General features: G+C 71.7%; 20 protein-coding genes. 17 read left to right on the top strand and 3 right to left on the bottom strand.

Annotated elements, in window-relative coordinates:
• From ABEA87_RS10410 to ABEA87_RS10390, 5 genes are all read left to right on the top strand, one after another.
• On the top strand, positions 1-627 hold the full coding sequence (locus ABEA87_RS10410) for a uridine kinase family protein (RefSeq protein ID WP_345628350.1): 627 nt from the start codon (positions 1-3) through the stop codon (positions 625-627).
• Positions 620-1,723: a M48 family metallopeptidase gene (locus ABEA87_RS10405; RefSeq protein WP_345628348.1), complete on the top strand. Its 1,104-nt coding sequence runs from the start codon at positions 620-622 to the stop codon at positions 1,721-1,723. The genes ABEA87_RS10410 and ABEA87_RS10405 overlap by 8 nt, the downstream gene beginning before the upstream one ends.
• 216 nt (positions 1,724-1,939) lie before the next feature.
• A complete protein-coding gene (locus ABEA87_RS10400) occupies positions 1,940-3,298 on the top strand; it encodes a dipeptidase (protein WP_345628346.1) in 1,359 nt (452 codons plus the stop codon).
• A gap of 16 nt (positions 3,299-3,314) precedes the next feature.
• Positions 3,315-3,545 (top strand): hypothetical protein, encoded by a 231-nt coding sequence (locus tag ABEA87_RS10395; RefSeq protein ID WP_345628344.1) that lies wholly within the window; start codon positions 3,315-3,317, stop codon positions 3,543-3,545.
• 565 nt (positions 3,546-4,110) lie between these two features.
• Positions 4,111-5,799 carry an ATP-dependent DNA ligase gene (locus tag ABEA87_RS10390; RefSeq protein WP_345628342.1) on the top strand — a complete coding sequence of 563 codons (1,689 nt, stop codon included), beginning with the start codon at positions 4,111-4,113 and terminating at the stop codon, positions 5,797-5,799.
• Here the strand turns inward: ABEA87_RS10390 and ABEA87_RS10385 are convergent.
• On the bottom strand, positions 5,772-6,533 hold the full coding sequence (locus tag ABEA87_RS10385) for a hypothetical protein (RefSeq protein ID WP_345628340.1): 762 nt from the start codon (positions 6,531-6,533) through the stop codon (positions 5,772-5,774). The two genes, ABEA87_RS10390 and ABEA87_RS10385, sit on opposite strands and share 28 nt — an antisense overlap.
• A gap of 61 nt (positions 6,534-6,594) precedes the next feature.
• The gene (locus ABEA87_RS10380) at positions 6,595-7,401 is read right to left on the bottom strand and encodes an SURF1 family cytochrome oxidase biogenesis protein (protein ID WP_345628338.1); all 807 of its coding nucleotides are present in this window, start codon (positions 7,399-7,401) and stop codon (positions 6,595-6,597) included.
• A gap of 125 nt (positions 7,402-7,526) precedes the next feature.
• On the opposite strand from ABEA87_RS10380, the gene ABEA87_RS10375 reads away from it, so the two are divergent.
• Together ABEA87_RS10375 and ABEA87_RS10370 are read left to right on the top strand one after the other, a co-directional pair.
• Positions 7,527-9,110 carry a cobyrinate a,c-diamide synthase gene (locus ABEA87_RS10375; protein ID WP_345628336.1) on the top strand — a complete coding sequence of 528 codons (1,584 nt, stop codon included), beginning with the start codon at positions 7,527-7,529 and terminating at the stop codon, positions 9,108-9,110.
• Positions 9,107-9,694 carry a GNAT family N-acetyltransferase gene (locus tag ABEA87_RS10370; RefSeq protein WP_345628334.1) on the top strand — a complete coding sequence of 196 codons (588 nt, stop codon included), beginning with the start codon at positions 9,107-9,109 and terminating at the stop codon, positions 9,692-9,694. Before ABEA87_RS10375 ends, ABEA87_RS10370 begins: the two co-directional genes overlap by 4 nt.
• Before the next feature lie 114 nt (positions 9,695-9,808).
• On the opposite strand, the gene ABEA87_RS10365 is transcribed toward ABEA87_RS10370, so the two are convergent.
• On the bottom strand, positions 9,809-11,983 hold the full coding sequence (locus ABEA87_RS10365; protein ID WP_345628332.1) for a transglycosylase domain-containing protein: 2,175 nt from the start codon (positions 11,981-11,983) through the stop codon (positions 9,809-9,811).
• 82 nt (positions 11,984-12,065) lie between these two features.
• On the opposite strand from ABEA87_RS10365, the gene cobC reads away from it, so the two are divergent.
• The 10 genes from cobC to ABEA87_RS10315 all read left to right on the top strand — a co-directional run bounded on the left by cobC (position 12,066) and on the right by ABEA87_RS10315 (position 24,793).
• Positions 12,066-13,088: an Rv2231c family pyridoxal phosphate-dependent protein CobC gene (cobC, locus tag ABEA87_RS10360; protein ID WP_345628330.1), complete on the top strand. Its 1,023-nt coding sequence runs from the start codon at positions 12,066-12,068 to the stop codon at positions 13,086-13,088.
• 182 nt (positions 13,089-13,270) lie between these two features.
• A complete protein-coding gene (locus ABEA87_RS10355; RefSeq protein ID WP_425570847.1) occupies positions 13,271-14,356 on the top strand; it encodes a nicotinate-nucleotide--dimethylbenzimidazole phosphoribosyltransferase in 1,086 nt (361 codons plus the stop codon).
• A gap of 23 nt (positions 14,357-14,379) precedes the next feature.
• A complete protein-coding gene (gene cobA, locus ABEA87_RS10350; RefSeq protein WP_345628910.1) occupies positions 14,380-15,603 on the top strand; it encodes a uroporphyrinogen-III C-methyltransferase in 1,224 nt (407 codons plus the stop codon).
• Positions 15,600-16,667 (top strand): LacI family DNA-binding transcriptional regulator, encoded by a 1,068-nt coding sequence (locus tag ABEA87_RS10345; RefSeq protein ID WP_345628326.1) that lies wholly within the window; start codon positions 15,600-15,602, stop codon positions 16,665-16,667. The genes cobA and ABEA87_RS10345 overlap by 4 nt, the downstream gene beginning before the upstream one ends.
• Positions 16,668-17,348: 681 nt before the next feature.
• On the top strand, positions 17,349-18,728 hold the full coding sequence (locus ABEA87_RS10340; protein WP_345628324.1) for an ABC transporter substrate-binding protein: 1,380 nt from the start codon (positions 17,349-17,351) through the stop codon (positions 18,726-18,728).
• A gap of 131 nt (positions 18,729-18,859) precedes the next feature.
• Positions 18,860-19,813 carry a carbohydrate ABC transporter permease gene (locus tag ABEA87_RS10335; protein ID WP_345628322.1) on the top strand — a complete coding sequence of 318 codons (954 nt, stop codon included), beginning with the start codon at positions 18,860-18,862 and terminating at the stop codon, positions 19,811-19,813.
• A 16-nt stretch (positions 19,814-19,829) separates the two neighbouring features.
• On the top strand, positions 19,830-20,720 hold the full coding sequence (locus ABEA87_RS10330) for a carbohydrate ABC transporter permease (RefSeq protein WP_345628321.1): 891 nt from the start codon (positions 19,830-19,832) through the stop codon (positions 20,718-20,720).
• Between the two features lie 88 nt (positions 20,721-20,808).
• A complete protein-coding gene (locus tag ABEA87_RS10325; RefSeq protein ID WP_345628320.1) occupies positions 20,809-22,431 on the top strand; it encodes a glycoside hydrolase family 13 protein in 1,623 nt (540 codons plus the stop codon).
• 158 nt (positions 22,432-22,589) lie between these two features.
• The gene (locus ABEA87_RS10320; protein WP_345628318.1) at positions 22,590-23,555 is read left to right on the top strand and encodes an NAD-dependent epimerase/dehydratase family protein; all 966 of its coding nucleotides are present in this window, start codon (positions 22,590-22,592) and stop codon (positions 23,553-23,555) included.
• Positions 23,552-24,793 carry an enolase C-terminal domain-like protein gene (locus ABEA87_RS10315; RefSeq protein ID WP_345628316.1) on the top strand — a complete coding sequence of 414 codons (1,242 nt, stop codon included), beginning with the start codon at positions 23,552-23,554 and terminating at the stop codon, positions 24,791-24,793. Before ABEA87_RS10320 ends, ABEA87_RS10315 begins: the two co-directional genes overlap by 4 nt.
• Positions 24,794-24,801: the final 8 nt, after the last annotated feature.

The following is a 24,801-nucleotide window of genomic DNA, read 5'->3' as shown; positions in this document are numbered from 1 at the left end:
GTGGCCGCCGAGAGGTTCGACGACCTGGCGGCCACGATCCTGAACGGGCCGGCCCGGCTCGGACCGGTGCGGGCGGTGGCCGTGGACGGGCCGACCGGCTCCGGCAAGACGACCTTCGCCGCACGGTTGGCGGAGTCGCTGTCCGCCGCCGGCGCGACGGTTGCCCTGGTGCACACCGACGACCTGCTGGACGGCTGGGACGACCAGTTCTCGTTCTGGCACCGGCTGGAGGAGGGGGTGCTGGCGCCGTTGCGCGCGGGCCGTCCCGGCCGGTACCCCGTCTACGACTGGGTACGCGGTCGATTCGATGGCGTTCGTGACGTACCGGTGCCAGATGTCCTGGTTCTCGAGGGCAGCACTGCCGCGCGTGCCGCCGTCCGCCCGGAACTGACCCGGTCGGTGTTCGTGTACGCCCCCGCTGAACTGCGACTGAACCGGGTTCTGGCGAGGGACGGCGCGGACGTGCGGGAGTCGCTGCTGCGCTGGATGAACGCGGAGGAGGCGTACTTCCTTGCGGACGGAGTCCACGATGGGGTCGACGCTCTGATAGACGGGGCGCCGAAGGTGGGGCACGATCCGAGGAACGAGTTCGTTCGATTGCCGCGACCGGGGGAGACCGATGACTGAGACCGCGCCGGTGCGCCGGCGAGTGGCGCTGACCGGCATAAGCTCACGTGCCTGGGAGCACCCCGCCGACCGTGGAGCCCTGACCGCGCTGCGCGAGCTGCGCGGCTTCGACCAGGTGCTCAAGGTGCTCTCCGGCATGTGGAGCGAACGAGGATGGCGGCTGCAGTACCTCGGCGGCGCGATCCGGGCCGACCACCGGCAGCATCCCCGCGTGTACCGGCTGTTCGCCGAGGCCGCGGCCAGCCTGGACATCTCCACGCTGCCGGAGCTGTACATCGAATTCTCGCCCAACCTCAACGCCAGCTGCGTCGGGATGTCCACCCCGTTCATCGTCATCACCAGTCGGGCGGTCGAACTCTTCGACGACGACGAGCTGCGTTACGTGCTCGGTCACGAGCTGGGCCACCTGGTCAGCGGGCACGCCGTCTACCGCACGATGATGGCGATCCTGAGCCGGATGGCGCTCAACCTGGCCTGGTTGCCGGTCGGCTCGATCGCGCTGCGGGGCATCATCGTCGCCCTGCACGAGTGGTGGCGCAAGGCCGAGCTGTCCTCCGACCGCGCCGGGCTGCTGGCCGGTCAGGACCCGGCCGCCGCGCTGCGGGCGCACATGAAGCTGGCCGGCGGCGGCGACCTCTCCGAGATCGATACGGCGGCCTTCCTGGACCAGGCCGCCGAGTACGACCGGGGCGGGGACCTCCGCGACAGCCTGCTCAAGCTGCGCATGGTGGCGTTCCTGACGCACCCGCTGCCGGTGGCCCGCGCCTCCGAACTGCGGCGCTGGATCGATGACGGCACCTACCAGCGCATCCTGTCCGGGGACTATCCGCGGCGCGAGAACGATGGCGAGGCCTCCCTGTCCGACGACGTCAAGGCCGCCGCCGACGAGTACCGCAGCGCCTTCAACAGGTCCCAGGACCCGTTGGTGGGGCTGCTGCGCAAGCTCGGCGACGGCGCGTCGGGCATGGGGGACTGGGTGGGCACGGGCGCCGGCCGGGTGCGTGACTGGATGGCCGGTGGCCGGCGCACCGGAACCAACGGCGCCGACCAGGAGTCCCCCGGTTCGACCGAGTCGCCGGAGGACCCGCGCGACTGAACCCGGGCGGTGACCGTTCACGCGGTGACTGTTCGCGCGGCAACCGTTCGGCGGTGACCGCTTGGGCGGTGACCGCTTGGCGGCTACTGTCCGCGCGGTGACCGTCTGGGCGGTGACTGCCGAAGGGTGACGATCGTCCGGGCCGGAGCCGGTCGCCGATCTGAAGATCCGGGCCGCAGCCGTGATGCCGGACTGAACATTGCATACGATCGCGGCATGACCCAAGCTGAGCTGCGCGATGCCGTGACCCGGGTGCTGCCCGGAGTGACCGAGGACCTGATCCGGCTGGCCCGGATCCCGGGGATAGCCTTCCAGGGATTCGATCACCAACACGTGGAACGCTCCGCCGAGGCGGTCGCCGAGCTGCTGCGCGGCGTGGGCCTCCCCGAAGTCCGGATCGTGCGCCAGGGCGGTCAGCCCGCCGTGATCGGCCGGCGCCCGGCCCCGCCCGGGGCGCCGACCGTACTGCTCTACGCCCACCACGACGTCCAGCCGATCGGTGACCGGAGCCAGTGGCGCACCGAGCCGTTCGAGCCCACCGAGATCGACGGCCGGCTCTACGGCCGCGGCTGCGCCGACGACAAGGCCGGCGTGCTGGCGCACGTCGCGGCGCTGCGGGCCTTCGGCGACGACCTGCCGGTCGGCATCGTCGTCTTCGTCGAGGGCGAGGAGGAGTACGGCTCCGAGTCGCTGGAGACCCTGCTGCGCACCTACCGCGACGAGATCACCGCCGACGTGATCGTGATCGCCGACTCGGGCAACTGGGACGTCGGGGTACCCGCCCTGACCACCAGCCTGCGCGGCCTGGTGAACCTGTTCGTCGACGTCGCGACCCTGGACCACGCCGTACACAGCGGCATGTACGGCGGGGCGGTACCCGACGCGCTGACCACCCTGTGCCGGCTGCTGGGGACGCTGCACGACGAATCCGGCGACGTGGCGGTGGCCGGGCTGGTGAGCAACGCCGCCGCGCCCCTGGACTACCCGATCGACCGGTTCCGGGAGGAGTCCGGGATCCTCGACGGGGTCGACCTCATCGGTACCGGACGGCTGGTGGACCGGGTGTGGACCAAGCCGACCGCGACGGTGCTGGGCATCGACGCGCCGAGGACCGGCGAGGCCCCGAACGCGCTGCTGCCGTCGGCGCGCGCCAAGGTGTCGGTACGCCTCGCCCCGGGAGACGATCCCGCGAAGGCATTCGAGGCGATCAAGGCGCACCTGGAGGCGCACGCGCCCTGGGGCGCACGGGTCACGGTCACGGTCGAGCAGGACGGTGCGCCCTGCGTCATCAAGGCGGACGGGCCGGCCTACGACGCGGCCCGCGCGGCCTTCCGTACCGCCTGGGACGGCGTGGAGCCGGTGGACATGGGTGTCGGCGGCTCGATCCCGTTCATCGCCACCTTCCAGGAACTGTTCCCGTCGTCGGCGGTCGTGGTGACCGGCGTGGAGGACCCGGACTCGCGGGCGCACGGGCCGAACGAGAGCCTGCACCTGGGCGAGTTCGCCCGGGTTTGCCTGGCCGAAACGCTGATGCTGGCGAATGTCGCGGAAATGGTGCAGCCCGTATCGCGGTGATGATAGTGTTTCGAACATGCGTACGAAGGAATCGATTGAGCGGCTTGATGCCGCCGTGCGTGCTCTCGGCGACGTAGACCTCGCCGACTGGTCCGACGCGACCCTGCGCGGGCACCTCGAGGAACTCTCGGCCGTCCTGTGTCGGGTGGATGGGCAGCTCTCCCGGCTCGCAGAGGCGGTCCGGGCACGGGGCTTCCGAGTCGAGGAAAAGCAGGAGAACCGGGTCGAGATCACGGTCACGATCTGACGATGGTGAGGGCGGGTCCGGCCGTGAGGTCGGGCCCGCCAGCCAACTCGCTCGGCCCGACCAGGGACTGAGAGTCGCTGGCCCGGCCGAGCCGGACGGGCGGCGCCGCTCCGGCGTCGCATCGAGGCGGGCCTCGACGCGACGGCTCGCGGCGGCGGTCTCGAACAGTTGGCTCGCGGCGGCCCGGGGCGGGGGCCGCAGCGAGCGGTCCGGGAGGGCGGCACCGAGGAGCGGCTCGGGACCGCAGTCCAGGGCGGCGAACCACGGCCCGTATCCGGGCGGCGAAACCCTAGGCCCGTATCCGGGCGGCGAAACCCTAGGCCCGTATCCGGGCAGCGAACCAACGGCCCGCGTCCGGGCGGCAACGACGGCGGCGAATCGGGGCGGCGATTCGCCGGTCGGGGCCGAGCCCACTAGCTGGACAGTTCCATCGGAACCAGGGCGGTCGCCGCCCCACCCTGGTCGCTTGAAGAAGCGTCCGAGGCACTCTGCGGGTAGCGGTATCCGAGCCTCCAGAAGTGTCGAGACCCCGAGAAGTGTCGGTAGTGGCTGCGAGGATCCAGTCATGCAGTTCGTGGACCTCGCCGCCACCTCCGCCGCCGTCACGGCCATCTCGGCACGGCGGGGGAAGATCGATCTGCTCGCTGCCGCGCTGCGCGGCCTGGCGCCCGACGAGATCGAGGCGGGCGCGGCCTACCTCGCCGGCGAACTGCGCCAGCGTCAGATCGGCGTCGGTTGGGCCGCCCTGCGGGATGCCCCGCCCCCGGCAGAGCGACCCACACTCACCGTGGCTCGGGTCGACGCCGCGCTGGCCGAGATCGGGGAGCAATCGGGGCCCGGTTCGCAGGCGCGGCGCCGTTCCCTGCTCGGAGCGCTGTTCGCCGCGGCGACGGCCGACGAGCAGCGGCTGTTGATCGGGCTGCTCTCCGGGGAGGTGCGCCAGGGCGCGCAGGCGGGGTTGCTGGTCGACGCGGTGGCGCGGGCGGCCGGCGTGGAGGTGGCCGAGGTGCGGCGCGCGTTGCTGCTGTGTGGTGACCTCAAGACCGTGGCGCGGGCCGCCCTGACCGGCGGCGCGGCGGCACTACGCGGGTTCGGGTTGCAGGTGGGGCGGCCGCTCGCGCCGATGCTGGCCCAGGCCGCGGCCACCGTGGACGCCGCGCTGGCCGCCACCGGCTTCCCCGCCGCGGTCGACGACAAGCTCGACGGCGTGCGGATCCAGGTCCACCGGTCGGGCGACGACGTGGCCGTCTACTCGCGCAGCCTGGCCGACCTCACCGCGCGGGTTCCGGGCGTCGTGGCCGCCGTCAGGGCCCTGCCGGTTCGGCAGATCGTGCTCGACGGCGAGGCGGTCGTGCTGGACGCCACCGGGCGCCCCCGGCCGTTCCAGGAGACCTCGGCGCGGGCCGCCCGCCGGCCCGGCGCCCCCGTCCCGGGCGGTGCTGACCAGGGAGGCGGTGCTGGCCAGGAAGGCGGTGCTGGCCGGGAGGGCGGTGCGGGCCCGGGAGACGGCGCGGCCGGGGACGGCGACCTCGGGCAGGGCGGTGCGGGAGGCGGTGGGGCGCCGGGCAGCGCGCCGGGGGCGGGGGCGGACGCGCTCAGGCCGTACTTCTTCGATCTCCTGCACCTCGACGGCGTGGACCTGCTCGATGAGCCGGGCCAGCGCCGCTGGGCCGCACTGGCCGACGCGGTACCGGGCGGACTGCTGGTGGGCCGCACCATCGTTTCCACGGTGGATGAGGCGAACGCCGCCTTTGACGCGGCGCTCAACGGCGGTCATGAGGGGGTGGTGGTGAAGGCCGCCGGCGCGCCCTACGACGTCGGGCGCCGTGGCTCAGCCTGGGTCAAGGTCAAGCCCCGGCACACGCTCGACCTCGTGGTGCTCGCGGCGGAGTGGGGGCACGGGCGGCGCCACGGCTGGCTGTCCAACCTCCACCTGGGCGCCCGCGACCCGGCGACCGGCGGGTTCGTCATGCTCGGCAAGACGTTCAAGGGCCTCACCGACGAGCTGCTGCGCTGGCAGACCGAGCGGCTGCTGGAGCTGGCGGTCGAGCGCGACGACTGGGTGGTGAGGGTGCGGCCCGAACTGGTCGTGGAGATCGCGTTTGACGGGGTGCAGACCAGCCCGAGGTACCCGGGCGGGGTGGCCCTGCGCTTCGCCAGGGTGCTGCGCTACCGGGAGGACAAGTCGGCCGCCGAGGCGGACACGATCACGGACGTCCGGCAGTTTCACGCCGCGGCGAGCGAGCGCACATAGTTGACCTGCTGGTAGACGTACTGGACCTGGCCCTGATCGCTGGCCGGGATCCGGGCCACGTACTGGTACGGGCCGTTGACGACGTGTACCTGGACGACAGCGTGGTGCCGGGTCTCCCGGGCGAGCAGGAACAGCAGGCTGAAGACGGTGACGCAGAAGAACAGCACGATGGCCAGGACGATCGCCCAGGTCGGGATCTTCTGCTCGGTCATCCACTGATCCGTGACCGTCCACTGCGAGCCGCGCAGCGGGAAGACGCCGGCCGGGGTGCGGACCGTCGTAGCGGTGATCTGGATCTCACCGATCTGCATGACCGTCGGCTCATTGGCACCGTAGGCGGGCTGGGCCGGCGCGAGGCCCGGGTAGGGGTACGTCACGGTCGGGGGGTAGCCCGGCCCGGACACCGGGGTCGGCGGCACGGTGGTCTGCGGAACGGTGGTCTGCGGAACGGTGGTCTGCGGAACGGCCGGCTGCGGCACGGTGGGCTGCGGCGGTGCCCCGGAAAACGGTGGCGTGGAGAACGGCGCCGTGGAGAAGGGTGGCGCGGAGAGCGGTTCGGTGGGCAGCGCGGCGGTGGACTGTGGCCCGACCGGTGGCGGCGGACCGGCCGGCGAGCCGGTCACCGGCACGGTGGGGGCCCACGGTTCGGAATAGGGCTGGGTGCCGTCAAAAGGGGCGCCGTCGAAAGGGGTGCCACCGTAAGGGGCGGGGTAGGTCGGCTCCGGTTCCACCATGATGTCGATTACACCAGTCGGCCCGCCGCGGTGGGTAGTCGATACCGGTGCCGCCCGGGGCTCAGACCGCTGGCGAGACCGGGGCGTCGGGGTGCTCGGCCGTACCCAGGCCCGCCAGGTCCAGGTCGCTGACCTTGGGGTGGGCCTCCCGGTACGCCGTCCACCCGAAGCCGACCAGCGCGATCAGGGCGAAGCACCACCACTGCACCACGTAGCCCGCGTTCAGCGTGGAGTCCTGGTGATCCACCGGAATCTGGCCGAAGGCCGCCGCGTTGGTGGACGGCTGCTGAGCTTCCATGGCCACGTACCCGCCCAGCAGGGGGTACGGCATGACGCTGGCCAGTTTGGCCGGGGCGATCCGGCGCACGGTGAGCTTCCCGTCGACCGGGATGGCCGTCTCGCCCTTGCTCTCCGGCAGGTGCAGCAGCCCGGTGACGGTCACCTTGCCGGTCGGGGTGGGCGGCACGTCGGGCAGGGTGAGCGCGGCGCCGGACGCGGCCGGGGCCAGCCAGCCGCGATCGACGAGCACCGCCGTGCCGTTGGACAGCTTGAGCGGGTCGATGATCTCGAAGCCGACCTGGCTGTTGAGGGTGCGTTCGCGCGCGATGATCTGGTGTGCCGGGTCGTACTGCCCGGTGACTGTGACCTTGGTCCACGCCGCCGCCTTCGACGGCGGTCTCCCGATCCCCATCAGCGAGGTGGCGGGCACCGCCGTCCCCTCCGACACGGCGTCCACGTGCGAGTTGGAGTCAGCGCGCGAGTGGAACCGGTCGAGCTGCCAGAAGCCGAGCCCGACCATGATCACCGCCATGACCACCGTCAGGACAGCGAAGCCGATCCATCTGGATGTGGCGAGGAACCGGTACACGTCGTCTCACGCTACCGGCAGCCTCGGCCGAGTCTGCGTTGGGTATCGTCTCAGTGCCGTGACAGCCGTCCACCGTGCCGGCCTGGATCGAGCAAGTGTTGCCCCGCAGCCGCGAGGAGCCATCGATGATTGCCATTCCGCGTGTTGTGATCGCCGCCCCCTCCTCCGGGCACGGAAAGACGGCGGTCGCGATCGGGCTGCTATCGGCGCTGCGTTCGCGCGGGTTGGTCACCGCGGGGTTCAAGATCGGCCCGGACCCGCTCGACGCCGGCTATCTGGGCGTGGCCGCCGGCCGGCCGGGCCGCAATCTCGACCCCGGACTGGTCGGGGACTCCCGGCTGGCGGCGCTGTTCGCGCACGGGGCGGCGGGGGCCGAGCTGGCGGTGGTCGAGGCCACCATGGGCCTGTACGACGGGCTGTCCGGACGCACCGACGTGCCCTCGAGTGCCCAGGTGGCCGAGTCGCTGAAGGCGCCGGTGGTGCTGGTGGTGGACGTGGCGGCCATGGGCCAGTCGGTGGCCGCCGTGGTGCACGGCTTCCGGGTCTACGACGAGCTGCTCTGGCTGGGCGGCGTGATCCTCAACCAGGTCGCCTCCGACCGGCACGAACGCGTGATGCGGGAGGCGCTGGATGACATCGGGGTGCCGGTACTCGGGGTGCTGCGCCACCGCGAGCTGTCCGGCGAGGCGTTGCCCTCCCGCGGCGAGGGGCTGGTGCCGGTGGTGCACCGCAGCAGTGCCCTGCTGCGCACCGTCCGCCGCCTCGGTGAGGTGATCACGGGCTCGGTGGACCTGGAGCGGGTGCTCGCGCTGGCGCGGTCGGCGCCCGAGTTCGGGGTGCCGGCCTGGTCACCCACGGAGGCGGTCGGCCAGTGGCGGACGCCGGGCCCGGTCGGGCTCGCGGTGACCGCCGGGGCCGCGCCTGCGGCCAACGGCGAACCGGCGCGTTCGGGCGAGTTTCCGATGGTGAGCGAGCCGATCTCGCCCGCCGGTCCGTGGCCCGCGGCCGGTCCGGTGCCGGCCGATTCCGTGCCGGCCGGTCCGCCGCCGGCGGGCCCGCGGCCGCTCGGGCCGGTGCCCGTGGGGGTCTCGACCGGAGGCCGGCCGATGATCGCGGTGACCACCGGGTACGGGTACCCCGAGACCGCGGAGCTGCTGGTCGCGGCGGGTGCCGAGGTGATAGACGTCGATCCGCTGCGGGACGAGACGCTGCCCGACGGGGTACGTGGGCTGGTCGTGGGCGGCTGGCTGCCCGAGTCGTACCTTGAGGAGCTGTCCGCCAACGGTTCGCTGAACCTGAGCGTGGCGCGGCTCGCCGCCGCCGGGTACCCGATCGTGGCCGAGGGTACCGGGCTGCCGTGGCTGTGCCGCGAGTACGACGGCCGGCCGATGTGCGGGGTCATCGATGCGGCGGGTCGGCCCAGCGACCATCTCGTCATCGGATACCGCGATGCTACGGTACGGTCGGTTTCGCCGGTCTTGCCGGCGGGTACGCGGGTCGTCGGCTATAAACAACATCGTGGCCTGGTGAGCCCCCGGGCGGGTGAACAACCCGCCTGGTCATGGCCGGGCGGAGCGCCGGAGGGTTTCGTGTCGGTAGGGCTGCACGCGTCGTACCTGTGCCTGCACTGGGCCGTCGTGCCCGAGCTGGCCGTACGCATGGTGGCCGCCGCCGCGGGTGGCGCCGGCGAGTTGGGGCTGGCGTCTTGAGCTTTGACGCCCGAAGCGCCGGTGTCCTGCCGGTGCGGGCCTTTCCGCAGTTGACCGTGGCCACGCCGCGCCTGGACGTGCGCGGGCCGGTGGCGGATGACGCGGTGGACGTCACCGAGATCCTCAGCGACAGGCAGACCCGGCGGTGGCTGTGGTTCCCGGACGAGGCCGCCCCGGTCGACGGCCTGTCCTGGTGCACGGAACTGGCCCGGGAGTCCCGGGACAACGGCTCCGGCGACCACTACGCCGTGGTGCGGCGCGAGGACGAGCGGACCGTCGGGCTGATGTGGACCCGGCGCACCGACTGGGCGGCCATGTCGACCGAGATCGCGTTCGCGGTCAGCGCGCACGCCCGCGGGTTCGGGGTGGCGGCCGAGGCCGTGGACGCGCTGACCATCGCGCTGATCCTGGAGCACGGGTTCCAGCGGATCGAGCTGCGCCTGGTACCGGGCAACCGGGCGTCCCGCCGGGTGGCGGAGAAGGCCGGCTTCGTCTACGAGGGGCTGCTGCGCAACGCCGGCCGGGTGCAGAGCGAGCGGGTGGACCTGGAGATGTGGTCGCTGGTCGCCGGCGACCTGAAGTAGCCCTCCGGATGGGGGCGGGCGCCCCCACGCACCCATGGCCCCACGCACCCATGGCCCCCACGCACCCAGGCCCCCCGGCTCGCCGCTGATCGGCGCTGATCGGCGCGGTGGCGCCTACGCCTGCGGGGTGCCGACGATGTTGGCCGGCGGCGGCGTGAAGTTCACCACCGGTACGCCCGCGAGCGCGTCATGAACGGTCAGCGCGACGACGTCGACCGGCTTCTCGGACTCGGCGTCGCCCACCGCGTCCGACGGTTCGTCCGGGTCGGCGACGAAGCTGGCCCCGGCCAGCTGCGGGGTCACCCCGGCGAACCAGGCCGCCCGGGTCGAGTCGGTGGTACCGGTCTTGCCGGCGAACGGCCGTCCGGCCTCCCCGTACGCTCCCGGCGCCGTGGACCAGCTGCCGCAGGGGCCGGCCGCCGCGTTGTACCCGGTGGTGCAGCGCATCGCGTCCACCGCGCCGCGTGCGATGCCGGGGCTGATCACCTGCGTGCAGCGCGGTGAGGCGACCGGTACCTGCGTCCCGTTGGCGCCCTTGGTGGTGACCGGCTTCCCGTCCGGCCCGGTGATCGAGGCCACCGGCAGCGGCTGGCAGAACTTGCCGTCCGCGGCCACCGTGGCGTAGGCGCCGGCCATCTCCAGCGGCGTGGTGTCCGCCACGCCCAGGGTGAACGATCCCCAGCCCGCCGCCTTCTGCGCGGAGGCCTGCTCCTGGTCGACGTCGGTGTGCCAGGTCAGGCCCAGCCGCTCGGCCATGGCCACCGCGTTCTGCGCGCCGATCCGCTCCTCGACCTGGATCCAGTACGTGTTCACCGACTCGCCCCAGCCCGACCACATGGTCTGGTACCCGGTCATGGCCGCGCTGGCGTTGGACGGGCAGTAGTAGATGCCGCACGCGGACAGGCCGGCGCCGCCCAGGTACGGGGTGGTGATGGTCATCGGGGAGTAGATCTTGGTGTTGAGCGTCAGCCCCCCTTCCAGCGCGGCGAGCATGGTGAACAGCTTGAACGTCGACCCCGCCTGGTACCCGTTGATGCCGCCGCCGCCGAGCAGCGGGGTAACGGTGTTCGGGTAGTTGCCCGGGACGCCCGCCGCGCGGTTGTCCGGCGAGGTGCTGGGCCCGTTGCCGGAGGTATCGAGCGAGTATTTTCGATTGACCGCCATCGCCTTGATCAGACCTGTGCCCGGTTCGACGAACACCGATCCGAGCGCGAACGGACTGCTCGTGTTCTCCGCGCTCAGGGTTCGCGACATCGCGGCCGTCTGGACCTTGGGGTCCAGCGACAGCACGATGGTGTACCCGCCGCGGGACAGGTTCTCCAGCCGCTCGTCCGGGTTTTTGCCGAATGCCGGCTGCTGCGACCACCAACTGCGGAATTCGTCGCAGAAGAAGCCCCAGTCGTTGTGGTCGGCGGGGACGGAGGTGCAGCCCTGCGGCTGGTCCGACAGGTGCAGCGTGATCGGGGCCTGCTCGGCCTGCTTGGCCTCGCCGGGCGAGATGTACTCGAGCTGCTGCATCCGGTCCAGCACGTAGTTGCGCCGGTTGCGCGCGGCGGTCTGGTTCGAGCCGGCCGGGTCGTAGGACGAGGGGGCCTGGACCAGGCCGGCGACGAGCGCGGCCTCCTCAAGGGTCAGCTCGGAGGGTGGCTTCGAGAAGTACGTCTCGGCGGCGGCGTAGATGCCGTAGGCCTGATGGCCGAAGTAGGCGACGTTCAGGTACCCCTCGAGAATCTGCTTCTTGGTCATCGTCTTCTCGAGGTTGAGCGCCAGCTTCATCTCGCGGATTTTGCGGTCGGCGTTCTGCACGGTCGCGTCGACGGCCTGTTGCGGGGAGGTGGCGTTGTCGCGCAGCACGTTGCGCACGTATTGCATGGTCAGCGTCGAGGCGCCCTGCGCCACCGTGCCGGCCTGCTGGTTGGCGATGAAGGCGCGCACGGTGCCCCGCCAGTCCACGCCGTGATGCTGGAAGAAGCGGGAGTCCTCGGCGGCCACGATGGCCTCCTGTACCAGCGGCGAGATGGACGTCAGCGGCGTGTACTTGCGGTCCTCCTCGTAGAAGGTGGTGACCAGCGTCTTGCCGTCCGACGCGTAGACATACGTCGTCTCGGGCGGCTGGGTGGCCAGGAGCGTGGCCGGCATGTTCCCATAGGCGTCGGCGCCGATCTTGGCGAGCATCCCGAGGCCGGCGGTGGCGGGGTACGCGGCGGCGGCGACTACCAGAGAGGTGATGAGGATCAGGCGAATGAACCGCTTCTTGCGTTCGGCCGGAGTGAGGGTGTGCTTGACCACTCACTCAACATAGGACATAGCATGTTATGTCGTGATTAAAAGTCCGCCGAATTGAGCGAACTCTGACTGGCACGATCGACGCATGATGAGTCTCGGCTTTCACGGTGACGCGGAGTTGGCGGACGGCCTGGTCGACCTGGCCGTCAACGTGCGTCAGGACCCGCCACCCGACTGGCTGGCCGAGCCGATCGCCGCCTCCCTTCATGATCTCGCCCGGTACCCCGATCCGGCGCCGGCGCGCGCCGCGCTGGCCGGGCGGCACGGCCGCCCCGACGACGAGGTGCTGCTGACGGCGGGCGCCTCCCAGGCCTTCACGCTGCTGGCCCAGGCGCTGCGCTCGGTGCGCCGGCCGGTGGTGATCCACCCGCAGTTCACCGAGCCCGAGGCGGCGCTGCGCGCCGCTGGCCATCCGGTGGAACGGGTCATCTTGGCCGAGAGTGACGGGTTCCGGCTGGATCCGGCCGAGGTCCCGGAGGACGCGGACCTCGTCATGATCGGAAACCCGACCAACCCGACCTCGGTGCTGCACCCGGCCGCGTCGATCGAGGCGCTGGCCCGGCCGGGCCGGGTACTGGTCGTGGACGAGGCGTTCGCGGACACGGTGCCGGATGAGCCGGAGTCGCTCGCCGGCCGGCGGGACCTGCCCGGGCTGGTGGTGCTGCGCAGCCTCACCAAGACCTGGGGGCTGGCCGGGCTGCGGATCGGGTACCTGTTGGGCGAGGCCGAACTGCTCGGTCAACTGGCGGCGGTACAGCCGCTGTGGCCGGTGTCCACCCCGGCGCTGGCCGCGGCGGCCGCGTGCGCGGGGCCGACCGCCCGGGCCGCTGAGCGAGCCATCGCCGCGCACCTGATGGTGGACCGCGAGTACCTGGTGGACCGGCTCAACAAGATCGAGGGAGTCTTGATCGCCGGCGCGCCGACCAGCTCCTTCGTGCTGTTCCGCATCGCGGACGGCGAGCGGGTCCGGGTCCAGCTGCGCTCACGGGGCTTCGCGGTGCGCCGCGGCGACACGTTCCCGGGCCTGGGCCCCGACTGGCTACGGGTGGCGGTGCGGGACACTGCCACGACGGATGCGTTCGTCGAGGCGCTGGCCGCCAGCCGGTAGCGCGAGCCGGCGGGCGGGGGCGGCACCAGCACGGTGCCGGCGATAGCGCAGGCTAGAGCGGCGGTGCCGGGCCTGGCGGCGTCGCTCTAGCCTGGGTTGGCGCCGGTCGGGCCGGCGAGGTGAGGAGTTGCCACGTGCTTGATCAGATCATCGGCCAGATCCGGCCGCTGGACGCCGCGGCCATGGCCGCCGCCCGAGACCGGCAGGCCCGGTTGACTAAGCCGCCCGGCTCGCTCGGGGTGCTGGAAGAGCTGTCGATCCGGCTGGCCGGGCTGGCCGGCACCTGCCCGCCGCCGCTGCCCGAGCCGGTGGCGGTGGCGGTCTTCGCGGGCGATCACGGGGTACACGCCAGGGGTGTGAGCCCGTGGCCGCAGGAGGTGACCGCCCAGATGGTGGCGAACTTCCTGTCCGGCGGGGCGGTGATCAACGCGTTCGCCCGCCAGCTCGGCGCCACGGTCACCGTCGTCGACGTCGGGGTAGCCACCGTCCTTGATCCCCTGCCCGACCGGGACGAGCCCGTGCCCGACCGGAACGAGCCCCTGTCTGACCAGGATGAGCCCGCGCCTGACCGGGACGGGCGCCCCCCGAGGCTGATCATCGCGAAGGTCCGGGCCGGCACCCGGGACCTGTCGGTCGAACCGGCCCTGACCCGCACCGAGACGCTCGCGGCCATCGATGCGGGCATCGCGACGGCCCGTACGCTGCTCGACGCCGGCGCCCGCGCGCTCGTCACCGGTGACATGGGCATCGGCAACACGACCCCGGCGGCGGCCCTGATCGCGGCGTTCACCGGGGCCGACCCGGCCGAGGTCACCGGCCGGGGCACCGGGATCGACGACGCGACGCTGGCGCGCAAGACCGAGCTGGTCGGGGCCGCGCTCGCACGGCACCGGCCGGACCCCGGCGACCCGGTCGGCGTGCTGGCCGCCGTCGGCGGCTGCGAGCACGCCGCGCTGACCGGGTTCATGCTGGCCGCCGCCGCCAGCCGGGTACCGGTGATCCTGGACGGCGTGATCGCGCTGTCGGCCGCGCTGGCCGCCGTGGCGCTGTGCCCGGACGCGCGGGGCGCGATGGTCGCCGGGCACCTGTCGGTGGAGCCGGGCGCCTCGGTAGCGCTGGCCCACCTCGGTCTGGAGCCGTTGATCTCGCTCGGGATGCGCCTGGGTGAGGGCACCGGCGCCCTGCTCGCGACGCCAATCGTGGCCGGCGCGGTACGGGTGCTGCAGGACGTCGCGACGTTCGACTCGGCGGGGGTATCGGAGAAGTGAGCGACCTGTACCCGGTCGGACTGATGCTCACGGACAAGCGGGTGCTGGTGGTCGGCGGTGGCGCGGTGGCCAGCCGTCGGGTGCCGGCCCTGCTGGACGCGGGCGCGGACGTGCTGCTGGTCGCCCCCGAGGTGACCCCGGCGCTGCGGGCACTGGCCGACGCCGGGCGGATCACGTGGGTACCGCGCCCGTTCGAACCGTCCGATGTGGACGATGTCTGGCTGGTACAGGCGGCGGTGGACGACCCGGCAGCCGGGGCGGCGGTGAGCGAGGCGGCCGAGGCCCGGCGGGTGTTCTGCGTCCGGGCCGACGACCGCACGGCCGCGACCGCGTGGACTCCGGCGGTCACCCGGTACGGGCCGGTGACCGTCGCGGTACTCGGCGGCGGCGACCCGCGCCGGGCCATGGCGGTGCGCGACGGCATCCGGGAGCGGCTGGTCGACGGTTCGCTGGACGCCGGCCCGTCCCAGGTGCACTCGGGCGTGGCCCTGATCGGTGCGGGCCCTGGCGACCCGGAGTTGATCACGGTCCGGGGGCGCCGGCTGCTCGCCGCCGCCGACGTGGTGGTGGTCGACCGGCTCGCCCCCGGCCTGCTGCTGGACGAGGTACGGCCGGACGTCGAGGTGGTCGACGCCTCGAAGATCCCGTACGGGCCGGCGCGCGCCCAGGAGGAGATCAACCGGATCCTGATCGACCGCGCCCGGGCCGGCCGGTTCGTCGTCCGGCTCAAGGGTGGCGACCCGTTCGTCTTCGGCCGGGGCGGCGAGGAGTTGCTGGCCTGCGCCGAGGCCGGGGTGCCGGTGACGGTGGTCTCCGGGGTAACCAGCGCCATCGCGGTACCGGCCGCGGCCGGGATTCCGGTGACCCACCGGGGCGTGGCGCACGAGTTCGTGGTGGTCTCCGGGCACCTCGCCCCGGGTGACCCGGCCGGGCTGGTGGACTGGCCGGCGCTGGCCCGGCTGCGCGGCACCCTGTGCGTGCTGATGGGCGTGCGGCACCTGGCCGCTATCTCCTCGGTACTGCTGGAGCACGGCCGGCCGGCCGACACCCCGGCGGCGGTGGTGCAGGAGGGGACCACGGGCGGGCAGCGGTCGGTCCGGGCGCCGCTGTCCCGGATCGCGCGGGCGGCCGAGGAGGCGAATCTCCGGGCGCCGGCGATCATCGTGGTTGGTGACGTAATCGGCACGCTCGACCGGGGTACCAATGCAAACACTTGCACGAATGATGCACTACGCTTGCACACATGACGCGACGTCTCGCTGAAGTGGCTAAGTATGTCGGGGTGAGTGAGGCGACCGTGAGCCGCGTGCTCAACGGGAAGCCCGGGATCTCCGAGGCGACCCGCGCCGCCGTGCTGACCGCGCTGGACGTGCTCGGGTACGAGCGACCGACCAAGCTGCGCGGCGAGCGGGCGCGGCTGGTCGGGCTGGTTCTGCCCGAGCTGCAAAACCCGATCTTCCCGGCGTTCGCCGATGTCGTCGCCGGAACCCTGGCCATTCGCGGGTTCACGCCCGTGTTGTGTACCCGCACGGCCGAGGGCGTGTCCGAGTCCGACTACGTCGACATGCTGCTGGACCAGCACGTGTCGGGGGTGATCTTCGCCGGCGGCCTGTACGCGCAGGCCGACTCCGATCACGACCACTACTTCCGGCTGCACGAGCGCGGACTGCCGGCTGTGCTGGTCAACGCCGCCATCGAGCACCTGGGCTTCGCCCGGGTGGCCACCGACGACGCGCACGCCGTCGACCGCGCGTACCAGCATCTCGTCTCGCTCGGCCACGAGCGGATCGGCCTGGTCCTGGGCCCCGCCGACCACGTGCCATCGCACCGCAAGCGCGGCGCGTTCCTGCGGCGCATCGGCGTTGGGCCCGACGACCCCGAGGTGGCCGAGCGGACCATCTACTCGATGGACTTCTCGATGGAGGGCGGTCACGCCGCGGCCGGGCAGCTGGTCAAGCGCGGGATGACCGGGCTGATCTGCGGCAGCGACGTGCTCGCGCTGGGCGCCATCCGGGCCGTGCGCCGGCTGGGGCTGTCGGTGCCGGAGGACGTGTCGGTGGTCGGGTTCGACGACTCGAACCTGATGAACTGCACCGACCCGCCGCTGACCACGGTGCGCCAGCCGATCGAGGCGATGGGGCAGGCCGCGGTAGCCCTGCTGGTCAGCCAGATCGCGGGCAACCCGGTGCCGGCGGACGAGATGCTCTTCGACCCCGAACTGGTCGTACGTGGCTCGACCGGCGCCGCGCCGACCGGCTCGCGTACCACCCGGATCGCCGCCCAGGTCGGCGCGGACCGGGCCGCCTCCTGACCCGGTCCCCGCGGATCAGCTAGTTCTCCATCCCGCCCCGCCTGGTCTTTCCCGTCCTGCCTACCGCGCTCGCGCCGCGGGGAATGCGGCCGCGTGCGCGGAGGGCTCGCGCGGGTCGGGCCCGACCGCCGGCGGCAAGCGTCGCCGAGGCGGCCGCGCCGCGAGCCGACCGTGGGTCGGGTGGCGCGGCACGATCCGTCCGGCCAGCGCGCCGAGCGGGGTGGCGGCGTGCCCGAGGGTGCGGGCCGCCGTGATGCCCGACCGGCATCGATGCGGCAAAAGATAACGATCAGTATCCGGATCCACGGCCGTCGACTCTCGGTCGTGCAAGTTTCCGAAGACGCGATGTCGGCGCCACGTCATCCTCGACGTCGTTGGGTCGCCGTACGAAGTCCGATTCGCTCGGATTCTTGGCGCATTTCGCCCATCGTCGTGACCGAGTCGTGTCTTTGCAAAACCCTGCCGATATCTTGCGGTCATCTGTCGCTATCAGTACCGTGAAGCCAGCCCGGAGCGATCCGCTCGGCGTCATTCGTTCACGAAGTCGCTCCGAGCCCACTCATGCCTGACAGATCGCTGCTGCACCCCAACCAGAACCTGACGGATCAGTTACAGGGCACTGCCGTGGTGAGGCGTTCATCGCGGCGCAAGCAACTCCCGCCCGGGAAAGGATGAACGGAGATGTCCGCACCGCAATACCGGAAGGTCGCGGCGTTAGCGCTGGTGACTACCGTAGGGCTCAGCCTGGCCGCGTGTACGAGCAAGTCATCGAGCAGCTCGTCGAACGGCAAGACCACGATCATTGTCGACTGTGCGCCGCTGAAGACGGACAACGACGGCAAGAGGCTCGCGCAGTGGAACTCCGACATCGCCGCGTTCGAGAAGATCCACCCCGATATTGAGGTGCGGGGCATCTCTGTCGGTGCCCAGTGCGACACGCCGGCCGACTTCACCGCCCGCCTTCAGGGTGGCACCGAGGCCGACGTCTTCTACGGGTACATGACCGATGTCAACCAGGTGCTCGACGCCGACCAGGCCACGGACATCACGTCGTACATCAACAACACGACCGTTCCGACCTGGGGCGACATCACCGACGGCGCCAAGGCCGCGTTCACCGACGGCGGCAAGGTCTACGCCGTTCCGTTCTACTCGTACACGATGGGTCTGGTCATCAACAAGACCCTGTTCAGCAAGGCCGGCCTCGACCCGAGCAAGCCGCCGGCGACGTGGGCGGATGTCGCCACGGACGCCAAGGCGATCGCGAAGCTCGGTGGCGGCGTCGCGGGTTACGAGGAGTACAGCTCCGGGAACACCGGTGGTTGGCACTTCACCGCCGAGCTCGACGCGCGTGGCGGCTCGGTCGTGTCGGCGGACGGCAAGTCCGCCAACGTCAACACGCCGGAGGGGCAGGCCGTCCTGCAGACCCTCAAGGACATGCGGTTCCAGGACAACAGCGTCGGCAGCAAGCAGCTGCTCGGCTGGGCCGACCTGCTGACCAACGCGGCGGCGGGCAAGGTCGGCATGTACATCGGCGCACCCGACTCGATCCAGTCGATCGTCGACCAGTTCCACGGCAGCTACTCCGACTGGGCGCTGGCCCCGATGCCGGGCGTCGACGGGCCGGCGAAGGCCACCCTCGGCGGTGGCAACGGCTACTTCTTCAAGAAGGGCGACACCCCGGCGCAGATCAAGGCCGGTCTCGAGTGGCTCAGCTACGAAGAGCTCACGCCCGGTCAGGGTCAGTTCAACTACGCCGCGCAGAAGGGCATGGGCCAGCCGGTCGGTCTGCCGCTGAGCGACCTCTGGACCCCGGGCAGCGCATCGGAGAAGAAGTCGGCCTCGCTGGAGCAGGCCAACACGAACCTGAACCTCGCCGACTACACGAACTACGTCAATAACCCGGTTCCGGCCAAGCTCGAGCCGCCGAACGCGCAGGCGATCTACGCGGTCCTCGACGGTTCGATGTCCGCGGTCCTCACGCAGCCGAACGCGAACATCCCCCAGCTGCTCACGACCGCGACCACGAAGATTAATTCGGTGCTGTCCCAGGGCTCCTGACACCGGGGTGCCGGGGGTCCGACCGCAGTCCTCGCGATCTGACGACCACAGTCCTCGCGATCCGCGGACGGGCCCCCGCACCTTCCCCGTGCCACCCGTGAATCTGATCGTCGGCTAGTCAGGAGTTCCCCATGGCGGCCACCACGGCTGTTCCCACGACACCAGCACCCGGCCGCCGGGTTGGATCCGCGAACATTCCGAGACGGCGAGGCGGCCTGCGCCGCAAGGTTTTCGACAACCTCACCGGCTACCTGTTCATGCTCGGCGCGGTGCTCTGCTTCGCGTTCTTCTCCTGGTACCCGATGGTCCGGGAGTTCATCATGAGCTTCCAGCGCACCAGGCGCGGGGTGACGACCTGGGTCGGCTGGGACAACTACATCCGGGTCTGGCACGACCCGGCGTTCGTCACGGCGTGGAAGAACACCGCCTACTTCTCGATCCTCGCGCTCGTCTTCGGCTATGCCCTGCCGTTCTTCATCGCGGTCCTGCTCAACGAACTGCGCCACGCACAGGGCTATCTGCGGGCGCTGGTCTACCTGCCGGTGATGCTGCCGCCGGCGTCGGCGCTGTTTCTCTTCGCCTACGCGTACCAGCCGGACAACTCCGGCATCTTCAACTTCATCCTGCACAGCCTGCATCTGCCGACGTCCCAATGGGTGCAGTCGACGGCCATGACGATGCCGTCCCTGGTGATCGCGTCCACCTGGATGAACATGGGCGGCGCGATCCTCATCTATCTCGCCGCGCTGCAGAACATCCCCGGCGAACTCTACGAGGCATCCGAACTCGATGGCGCCAGGTTGCTGCGCCGCATCTGGCACGTCACGATCCCGCAGACGCGGTTGATCCTCTCGCTGATGTTCCTGCTGCAGGTCGTCGCGACGATGCAGCTGTTCATCGAGCCGCTGATCCTCGCCGGCGGCGACGGCGTCGAAGACCACGCCACGTCGATCGTCTACCTGATGTACCAGCACGCGTTCAAGGAACAGGACCTCAACGGCGCGGCGGCGCTGGGCGTGATGCTGCTGATCGTGCTGGTCGGCTTCTCCGCCGTATATACGCGGCTCAGCCCGCGCGAGGACTAGAAGGGTATGAGCTGACATGGCATCGACGGAAACCTCGACTCGCACCCTGATCGCCTCCGCTCGCCTGAACCGGCCGGGCAGCAGGCGGACCTACTGGGCGATCGTCATCGTCACGGTGGTCGTCTTCTCCTTCGTGTTCCTGGGGCCGCTGTACTGGATGGTGACCGGCGGGCTGAAGAGCGGCCCCGAGATCGCGCAGATCCCACCGACGCTGTTCCCCAAGCACCACGAGTTGTCGAACTACTCCGACGCGTGGGCCCAGTTGAGTCTGGGGAGGCTCATCCTCAACACCCTCTACTACGCGGCCGGCGCGCTCGCCTTCCAGTTGGTGCTCGGCATCGGGGCGGCCTTCGCGTTCTCGAAGCTGCGGCCGAAGCTCGGGAACGCGGTTCTCGGCCTGATGCTCGCGACGCTGATGATCCCATCGACGGTTCTGATCATCCCGCAGTACGTGACGGTCATCGACCTGCCGATCTTCCACTGGAACATGCTCGACTCGCCGTGGGCCATCTGGCTTCCGGCGGTCACGAACGCGTTCAACATCTTCCTGCTGAAGCGGTTCTTCGACTCGATCCCCACCGACCTGCTGGACGCCGCGGCGATCGACGGAGCCGGTCCGCTGCGGCAGCTGTGGTCGATCATCCTGCCGATGTCCCGACCGATCATCGGCGTAGTCTCGATCTTCTCCGTGACGGCCGTCTGGAAGGACTTCCTCTGGCCGCTGCTGGTCGAACCGTCGCCGACGAACCGCACGGTGAACGTCGGCCTGTACGCGTTCTCGCAGGGCATCACGCAGAACGTGCTCGTCGCGGGCGCCGTCATCGCGGCCATCCCGACCATCGTGTTCTTCCTGATCTTCCAGCGGAACATCATGTCCGGCCTCACCACCGGCAGCCTCAAGGGCTGATCGGCAGCACCTCCCAGGTTCGCCGACGGTCAGGGCCGACCGCCGGGACCTTCCACCCGCACGAAACGAGCAGGAAGCAGGTACCGCAGTGCCCGAAAAGGTGTCTACCGCGTGGTGGCGCGGCGCCGCCATCTACCAGGTGTACCCGCGCAGCTTCGCCGACGGGAACGGCGACGGCGTGGGTGACCTGGCCGGCATCCGCGCACGGCTCGGGTACCTGCGTGACCTGGGGATGGACGCGATCTGGTTCAGCCCCTGGTACCCGTCCCCGATGGCCGACGCGGGCTACGACGTCGCAGACTACCGCGACATCGATCCCGCGTTTGGCACGCTGGCCGAGGCCGAGGCCCTGATCGCCGAGGCGCACGCGCTGGGCATGGGCATCATCGTGGACATCGTGCCCAACCACTGCTCCGACGCGCACCCCTGGTTCCAGGAGGCTCTGTCGGCCGGGCCGGGCTCGGCCGCGCGCGAGCTGTTCTGGTTCCGGCCCGGCCGGGGCGAGAACGGGGAACTGCCGCCCAACGACTGGTCCTCCATCTTCGGCGGACCAGCCTGGACGCGGATGCCGGACGGCGAGTGGTACCTGCACCTGTTCGCGCCCGAGCAGCCCGACCTCAACTGGGAGAACTCCAAGGTGCGCGAGGAGTTCGAGTCGATCCTGCGGTTCTGGTTCGACCGGGGCGTGGACGGGGTGCGCATCGACTCCGCCGCGCTGGTGGTCAAGGACCCGACGCTGGCCGACTTCGACCCGGACGACCCGCCGGTACCGCACCCGTACACCGACCGCGACGAACTGCACGAGGTGTACCGCAGCTGGCGGCGCATCGCCGACTCGTACCCGGACAAGCGGGCGCTCATCGGCGAGATCTGGCTGCCCGACACCGACCGCTTCGCGCAGTACCTTCGCCCGGACGAGCTGCACGCCGCGTTCAACTTCGACTTCCTGGCCTGCCCGTGGGACGCGGGTGCGCTGCGCCGGTGCGTGGACGAGACGCTGGCCGCGCACGCCCCGGTCGGCGCCCCGGCCACCTGGGTGCTGTCCAACCACGACGTGACCCGGCACGTGACCCGGTACGGGCGGGCCGACACCTCGTTCGACCACGCCACCCGGCAGCACCAGCACGGCGTGCCCACCGACCTGGCGCTGGGCACCCGCCGGGCCCGCGCCGCCGCCCTGCTGACCCTCGCGCTGCCCGGCTCGGTCTACGTGTACGAGGGCGAGGAGCTGGGGCTGTGGGAGGTCGAGGACATCCCCGGCGAGCTGCGCCAGGATCCCATCTTCCGGCGCACCGGGGGCGCCGACCCCGGCCGGGACGGCTGCCGGGTGCCGGTGCCGTGGTCGGGTGACGCGCCGCCGTTCGGGTTCAGCCCGGCCGGTGCCGACGCCTCGCCCTGGCTGCCGCAGCCGGCGGCGTGGGCCCGGTACACGGCGCAGGCGCAGGAGCCCGACCCGGATTCGATGCTGTCGCTGTACCGCGCCGCGCTGCACCGGCGGCGGGACGAGGCGGACCTGGGCGACGGGCCGATGGCCTGGCTGCCGGCGCCCGACAGCGTGCTCGCGTTCGCCCGCGGCGACGACTTCGCCTGCGTGGTCAACCTCAGCGGCGCGGCCGTGGAGCTGCCGCCGCACCGTGAGGTGCTGCTCGCCAGCGGGCCGCTCGACGGCGGCCTGCTGCCCCCCGACACCGCCGCCTGGCTGCGTCGCTAGCCGGGCCGGCGTCCGGGGCGTCGCGACCGCGTCGGCGGCGCCGCCGGACCGCGGGGTAGACGCTCGGGGGAGGGGTGAGCGGCCCCTCTCCCGAGCACCCCGCGTCATTCGCGGCACGGGAACCCCTGTGGCCGAGAGCAGATAGGAGCGAGGGATCCATGGTTTCGCATGGCGCCGAGACCCGGCGGGGCGACCGGATACTGGTGACCGGGGCCGCCGGCCTGTTGGGCCGGCAGGTGCTCGCGCACTTCGCGGCGCTGGGTACCCCGGTGACCGCGCTGGTCGTCCAGCCCGTACCCGAGCTGAACGCGGACCGGGTGGTGTACGGCGACACGCGGGACGTCGCCGCGGTGCGCAAGGCGTTGGACGGCGCGGGTGCGGTGGTGCACCTGGCCGCGATCCCGTCGCCGGAGCACCATCCCGGCGAGGAGGTCTTCGGCAACAACGCGCTGAGCACGTTCACCGTCCTGGAACAGGCCGGCCTCGCCGGCATCACCCGGGCCGTCATCGCCAGCAGCTACTCGGTGACCGGGCTGCCGTTCGCGCCACGCACCCGGGTGCCGGCCTACCTGCCGGTGGACGAGGCGCTGCCGGTGCAGGTGGAGGACCCGTACGCGCTGTCCAAGCAGGTCGACGAGGCCACCGCGGCGATGATGTGGTGGCGGCACGGGCTGTCCGTGGTGGCGCTGCGCTTCCCGTTCCTGGGCGGCACCGAGCGGCTGGAGGCGCGGGCGCGGCGGTACGCGTGCGATCCGGCCGCCGGCGCCCGTGAGCTGTGGAGCTACCTGGATCTGCGGGACGCCGCCCGGGCCTGTGAGCTGGCGCTGTCGGGGCGGGGTTCGGGGTGTCAGGTGATCGGGCTGGCCGCGCCGTTGACCCTGGCGCCGTACCCGACCGCGGCGCTCCTGGACGCCTTCCTGCCGGACGTGCCGCGGCGTGCCGCGTTCTCCGGCCGGCGGGTGCCGCTGGACCTCAGCCGGGCCGAGCAGCTGCTGTCGTTTCGCGCCGAGCACGAGATGCCCATCGCCGAACTTCCCGGGCCGCCCGCCGGGCTGGGCCGGCGGCCCACGGGTGATGGGGTCGTCGTGACCGATGGCGTCGTCGTGACCGGGGAGCAGTCTTGATCGAAATCTGGCCGGGCCGGGATTCGTTGCGGGTCACCGGGGTGCGGCCGGTGGTCACCGCGCCGGACGGGATCACGCTGGTCGTGGTCCGGGTGGACACCAGCGAACCCGGCCTGTACGGGCTGGGCTGCGCCACGTTCACGCAGCGGCACCGTTCGGTCGCCGCCGCGGTGGACGAACTCGCCGGGCTGGTCGTGGGCCGGCACCCGGCCGACATCGAGGACCTCACCCGCACCGTGCGCTACTCGTCCTACTGGCGTGACGGCCCGGTGCTCAACAGCGCGCTGTCCGGGCTGGACATGGCGCTGTGGGACATCGCCGGGAAGCGAGCCGGCGCGCCGGTCTACGAGCTGCTCGGCGGCAGGTCGCGGGCGGCGGCGCTGACCTACCGGCACGTGGCCGGCCAGACCGTGGAGCAGACGCTGGAGCGCGCCGCCGAGATGGTGGCCGAGGGCTGGCGGTACCTGCGGCTGCAGGTGGGCCAGCCGGGGCTGGGCACGTACGGCGCGCCGGGGATCCCCGGCGGGTACCCCGGGCACCCGTACCCGGACGGCTGGGACGTCCAGCATTACCTGCGCACCACGCCCCGGCTGTTCGCCCGGGCCCGGGAGGCGCTGGGGGAGGAGGTCGAGCTGCTGCACGACGTGCACAGCCGGCTGACCCCCAAGCAGGCCGTGCTGCTGGCCCGCGCCTTGGAGCCGTACCGGCTGTTCTTTCTGGAGGACGTCGTCGCACCCGAGCACTACGACCGGCTGCCCGAGGTGCGGGCCGCCTCGCCGGTGCCGATCGCGGTCGGCGAGCAGGTCTCCTCGGTGCCCGACGCAGTCCGGCTGGTCCGCGACCTCGGCGTGGACCTGCTGCGGCTGCACGTCTCGGCGGTCGGCGGGCTGACCCCGGCCCGCAAGCTGACCGCGCTGTGTGAGCTGCTCGGGGTGCGTACCGCCTGGCACAACCCGGGTGACGTCTCGCCGATCGGGGCGGCGGCGAACGTCGCGCTCGACGTGAACACGCCGGCCTTCGGCATCCAGGAGGCCAACGTGTACGGCGAGGCGGTACACGAGGTGTTCCCGGGCACCCTGGTGCCCAGCGGCGGGTACCTCACCCCGTCCGACGCGCCCGGCTGGGGCGTGGACCTGGACGAGCGGGCCGCCGCCCGGTACCCGGCCGCGACCGGTGGGGGGTTCGGCGAATGGGCGAGCCGGGTGCGCCGGCCGGACGGGGGCGTGGAGCCCCCGTGACCGGCCGG

Origin of the sequence: Rugosimonospora acidiphila (assembly GCF_039543385.1) — a bacterium.
Lineage (GTDB): Bacteria > Actinomycetota > Actinomycetes > Mycobacteriales > Micromonosporaceae > Rugosimonospora > Rugosimonospora acidiphila.
Note: the sequence above shows the minus strand (reverse complement) of the source record. Positions and strands in the feature narration are given on the sequence as shown.

Excerpts from the sequence above, each read along its gene's own strand:
- ABEA87_RS10405 (WP_345628348.1), top strand. The coding sequence starts at position 620 with ATGACTGAGACCGCGCCGGTGCGCCGGCGAGTGGCGCTGACCGGCATA.
- ABEA87_RS10400 (WP_345628346.1), top strand. The coding sequence starts at position 1,940 with ATGACCCAAGCTGAGCTGCGCGATGCCGTGACCCGGGTGCTGCCCGGA.
- ABEA87_RS10395 (WP_345628344.1), top strand. The coding sequence starts at position 3,315 with ATGCGTACGAAGGAATCGATTGAGCGGCTTGATGCCGCCGTGCGTGCT.
- ABEA87_RS10390 (WP_345628342.1), top strand. The coding sequence starts at position 4,111 with ATGCAGTTCGTGGACCTCGCCGCCACCTCCGCCGCCGTCACGGCCATC.
- ABEA87_RS10385 (WP_345628340.1), bottom strand. The coding sequence starts at position 6,533 with ATGGTGGAACCGGAGCCGACCTACCCCGCCCCTTACGGTGGCACCCCT.
- ABEA87_RS10375 (WP_345628336.1), top strand. The coding sequence starts at position 7,527 with ATGATTGCCATTCCGCGTGTTGTGATCGCCGCCCCCTCCTCCGGGCAC.
- cobC (WP_345628330.1), top strand. The coding sequence starts at position 12,066 with ATGATGAGTCTCGGCTTTCACGGTGACGCGGAGTTGGCGGACGGCCTG.
- ABEA87_RS10355 (WP_425570847.1), top strand. The coding sequence starts at position 13,271 with ATGGCCGCCGCCCGAGACCGGCAGGCCCGGTTGACTAAGCCGCCCGGC.
- cobA (WP_345628910.1), top strand. The coding sequence starts at position 14,380 with ATGCTCACGGACAAGCGGGTGCTGGTGGTCGGCGGTGGCGCGGTGGCC.
- ABEA87_RS10345 (WP_345628326.1), top strand. The coding sequence starts at position 15,600 with ATGACGCGACGTCTCGCTGAAGTGGCTAAGTATGTCGGGGTGAGTGAG.
- ABEA87_RS10340 (WP_345628324.1), top strand. The coding sequence starts at position 17,349 with ATGTCCGCACCGCAATACCGGAAGGTCGCGGCGTTAGCGCTGGTGACT.
- ABEA87_RS10335 (WP_345628322.1), top strand. The coding sequence starts at position 18,860 with ATGGCGGCCACCACGGCTGTTCCCACGACACCAGCACCCGGCCGCCGG.
- ABEA87_RS10330 (WP_345628321.1), top strand. The coding sequence starts at position 19,830 with ATGGCATCGACGGAAACCTCGACTCGCACCCTGATCGCCTCCGCTCGC.
- ABEA87_RS10320 (WP_345628318.1), top strand. The coding sequence starts at position 22,590 with ATGGTTTCGCATGGCGCCGAGACCCGGCGGGGCGACCGGATACTGGTG.